At 67.0% G+C, this 3,503-nt stretch carries 5 protein-coding genes; all 5 read left to right on the plus strand.

Features of this window, described 5'->3' with window-relative positions; all coding sequences use genetic code 11:
• Window positions 1–1,108 (plus strand): TldD/PmbA family protein (locus tag EN780_RS29930; protein ID WP_133372770.1); only part of this gene is annotated, 1,108 nt, incomplete at its 5' end.
• Window positions 1,095–1,901, plus strand: coding sequence for a 3'(2'),5'-bisphosphate nucleotidase CysQ (locus EN780_RS29935; RefSeq protein WP_128276091.1), 807 nt, complete (start codon window positions 1,095–1,097; stop codon window positions 1,899–1,901). The genes EN780_RS29930 and EN780_RS29935, both read left to right, overlap by 14 nt.
• Window positions 1,902–1,975: 74 nt before the next feature.
• Window positions 1,976–2,221 (plus strand): DUF4170 domain-containing protein, encoded by a 246-nt coding sequence (locus tag EN780_RS29940; protein ID WP_127285845.1) that lies wholly within the window; start codon window positions 1,976–1,978, stop codon window positions 2,219–2,221.
• 20 nt (window positions 2,222–2,241) lie between these two features.
• Window positions 2,242–3,000, plus strand: a complete 759-nt coding sequence (locus EN780_RS29945; protein WP_245478410.1) for a lysophospholipid acyltransferase family protein — start codon at window positions 2,242–2,244, stop codon at window positions 2,998–3,000.
• Window positions 2,997–3,503 (plus strand): glycosyltransferase N-terminal domain-containing protein (locus EN780_RS29950; RefSeq protein ID WP_281035385.1); only part of this gene is annotated, 507 nt, incomplete at its 3' end. The genes EN780_RS29945 and EN780_RS29950, both read left to right, overlap by 4 nt.

Below are 3,503 nucleotides of genomic sequence, written 5' to 3' on the forward strand. Positions count from 1 at the left end.
CCCCAGGGCGCTGGCTGAACGCGCCGTCGCCATGGCCAGGGTGTCGCCCGAGGATCCCTATCAGGGCCTTGCCGATCCGGCCCTTTTGGCCGGCAAGCCGCGCGATCTCGACCTCTTCGACGCCACCGAGGTCTCGGCTGATGCGTTGAAGGAGGCGGCACTTGCGGCGGAAGCGGCCGCACTTGCCGTCAAGGGCGTCACCAATTCGGCCGGCAGCGGCGCCAGCGCCGGGCTGGGCGGCCTGGTGCTTGCCACCTCGCACGGTTTTGTCGGCCAGTATGTCGCCTCGCGCTTCTCGCGCTCGACCAGTGTCATTGCCGGCGAGGGCACCGGCATGGAGCGCGACTATGAGTTCTCGTCGCGCCAGCATTTCGCCGATCTCGACGCGCCCGAAGCGATCGGCCGCAAGGCCGGCGAGCGCGCCGTGCGCCGCCTCGGCGCTCGCAAGGCGGCGACCGGACCGGTCGACGTCGTGTTCGATCCGCGCGTCGCGCGCGGCATCGCCGGCCATCTCGCCGGCGCCATCAATGGCGCCGCGGTGGCGCGCATGACCAGTTTCCTGCGCGAGATGATGGGCAAGCAGGTCGCCGCGGCGGCGATCACCGTCACCGACGAGCCGCTGAGGCGCCGCGGCCAGGCCTCACGCCCTTTTGACGGCGAAGGCGTCGAAGGCGAGAAACTGCTGATGGTGGACAAGGGCGTGCTCAACCACTGGTTCCTGTCGACCTCGGCCGCGCGTGAGCTCGGCCTTGTCACCAACGGGCGAGGCTCGCGCAGCGGCTCCTCGGTCTCGCCGTCCTCGACCAATCTCGCCATCGAGCCGGGCGAGCGGACGCCGGAAGACCTCATCAAGTCGCTGAAGCGCGGCTTCTATGTCACTGAAGTCTTTGGCCAGGGCGTCGACATGGTGACCGGCGAATACAGCCGCGGCGCCTCCGGATTTTGGATCGAGAATGGCGAGCTCACCTATCCGGTCGCCGAGGTGACAATTGCCTCCAATCTGAAGACCATGTTCCTCAATATGGTGCCGGCGAGCGACCTCGACCGCAATTTCGGCACCGCGGCACCGACGCTGCTCATCGAAGGCATGACCCTTGCCGGCGCCTGATCCGACCGTCCTGACCGGGGCCCGCGAGGACCTCGCTCTGCTGCGCGACGCCGCCCGCGAGGCGGGCGCGATCGCCATGCGCTATTTCGGCAACAACCCGCAAGTCTGGATGAAGGGTGGCACTTCGCCGGTCAGCGAGGCCGACCACGCGGCCGACGCCTATCTTCGCCAGACCTTGCTCAAGGCGCGGCCGGGTTACGGCTGGCTATCGGAGGAAACCGCCGACGACCATGCCAGGCTTGCCGCGCACCGCACCTTCGTCGTCGACCCGATCGACGGCACGCGTGGTTTTCTCGATGGCCTGCACTCCTGGTGCGTGAGCGTCGCGGTGGTGGAAAACGGGGTGACGCTTGCCGGCGTCCTCGAATGCCCGGCCAAGCATGAGACCTACTGGGCGCTGCCCGGCGAAGGCGCCTTCCTCAACGGCGAGCGGATTCGCGTGCGCGCGCTGCCGGACAATGTGGATATCGGCGGCCCGAAGCCGCTGGTCGACCTGCTGCCGGAGGCGTGGCAGGGCCGGTTGCACCGCATGCCCTATATTCCATCGCTTGCCTACCGGCTGGCGATGATCGCCGCCGGCAAGCTCGACGCCACCTTCGTCAAGCCCAACGCGCATGACTGGGACATCGCCGCCGCCGACCTCATCCTGCGCGAGGCGGGCGGCGCCTTGCTCGACAGACAAGGCCGGCCGCCGCGCTATGCCGGCGCGGTGATCCACCACGGCGCGCTGGCCGCCGGCAGCGGCGAGCTGCTCGACGTGCTTGCCGGCGTCATCGCCGGGCTGGAAAGTTGAACCATCATCAAAGGTTCCAAAGTCGGCGGCTTTGGTCTAGACCTTTGCAAACTCACGATATGTGAAGGACCGACATGGCCGTGGAAGACGGAAAGAAACAGCTTTTGCACCTGGTATTTGGTGGCGAGTTGAAGAAGCTCGGCGGAACCGAATTCCGCGACCTCGACGGACTCGACATCGTCGGCATCTATCCCGACTACCAGTCCGCGCACTCGGCATGGAAAGCCAAGGCGCAGGCCAGCGTCGACAATGCCCATATGCGCTATTTCGTCGTTCACCTGCACCGGCTGCTCGACCCAGACGTGAAGGCCGCCGGTTGACACCGTTGGAGCATGAAGCGGTGAAGGGGCAGCCCGCCCATACGGTCAGGCGTGGCGGCAAGACGCTCTGGCGCAGGATTCGCGAGCCGCTGGCGCAGTCGCGGTTCGTCAAAAGCTTCATCGCCGGCCTGTTCGCCAATTTTGTCCGTCTGGTTCGCCTGACGAGCCCGCTGGTCAAGGGGTCGACTCAGGTCGCCGGCGGCGCCTACGCGCATCTGGAGCCCGGTATCATCGCGCTCTGGCACGGCCAGCACCTGCTGACGCCCGCCTATTACCCGAAAGGCCGGAAGCTGGTCGCCATGGTCTCGCGCAGCGCGGATGCCGAGCTCAACGCGTTGATGCTTGAGAAGTTCGGCATCGAGGCGGTGCGCGGCTCCGGTGGCCGCGACAGTACGAGGCATCTCGACAAGGGTGGCGCCAAGGCTTTGATTGCCCTGAAGAAATCGCTCGCCGCCGATAAGAACGTGGCCATGATCGCCGACATTCCGCACGGCACGCCGCGCGACGCCGGGATGGGCGTCGTGCTTCTGGCGCGGCTGTCCGGCCGGCCGATCCTGCCTTCGGCGATCGCCACCAGCCGCCGCAAGGTGCTTGAAAAAAGCTGGGATAAGACCACCATAAACCTGCCTTTCGGCCGCTCAGCGGTTATCGTCGGGCCGCCGGTATTCGTGCCGGCCGATGCAGACGACGCCGAGATGGAACGCAAGCGCCAGGAAGTCACCGACGCGATCAACGCCGCAACTGCCGAGGCCTATCGCCTCGTGGACGGTTCGAAATGAGCGAGCGCTGGGCGCGCGCCATGCTGTCGGCCTACCGCTACGCGGGCGCCGCCGCCTATCCGCTGATCGGCCCCTATGTCGCCTGGCGCACCTCCAGGGGCAAGGAAGATCGCGTGCGCCGGCGCGAGCGCTACGGTGTCGCCGGCCGGCCGCGTCCGGAAGGACCGGTGATCTGGATCCATGCGGCCAGCGTCGGCGAGACCATCGCCGTCGTGCCGCTGGTCAAGAGCATCCTCGACTATGGCGTCAACATCGTGCTCACCACCGGCACGGTCACCTCCGCCCAGGTTGCCGACGAGCGGTTGGGTGACCGCATCATCCATCAATACGTGCCGCTTGACCTGAAGCCCGCCGTCAGCCGCTTCCTCGACCATTGGCGGCCGGACCTGGCGATCATCGCCGAATCGGAGATCTGGCCGATGACCATGCTGGAACTCGGCGCCCGCCGCGTGCCGCAGGTGCTGGTCAACGGCAGGCTGTCCGACCGCTCCTTCTCGTCGTGG

The sequence above is a fragment of the Mesorhizobium sp. M4B.F.Ca.ET.089.01.1.1 genome (genome assembly GCF_004022605.1).
GTDB lineage: Bacteria > Pseudomonadota > Alphaproteobacteria > Rhizobiales > Rhizobiaceae > Mesorhizobium > Mesorhizobium abyssinicae.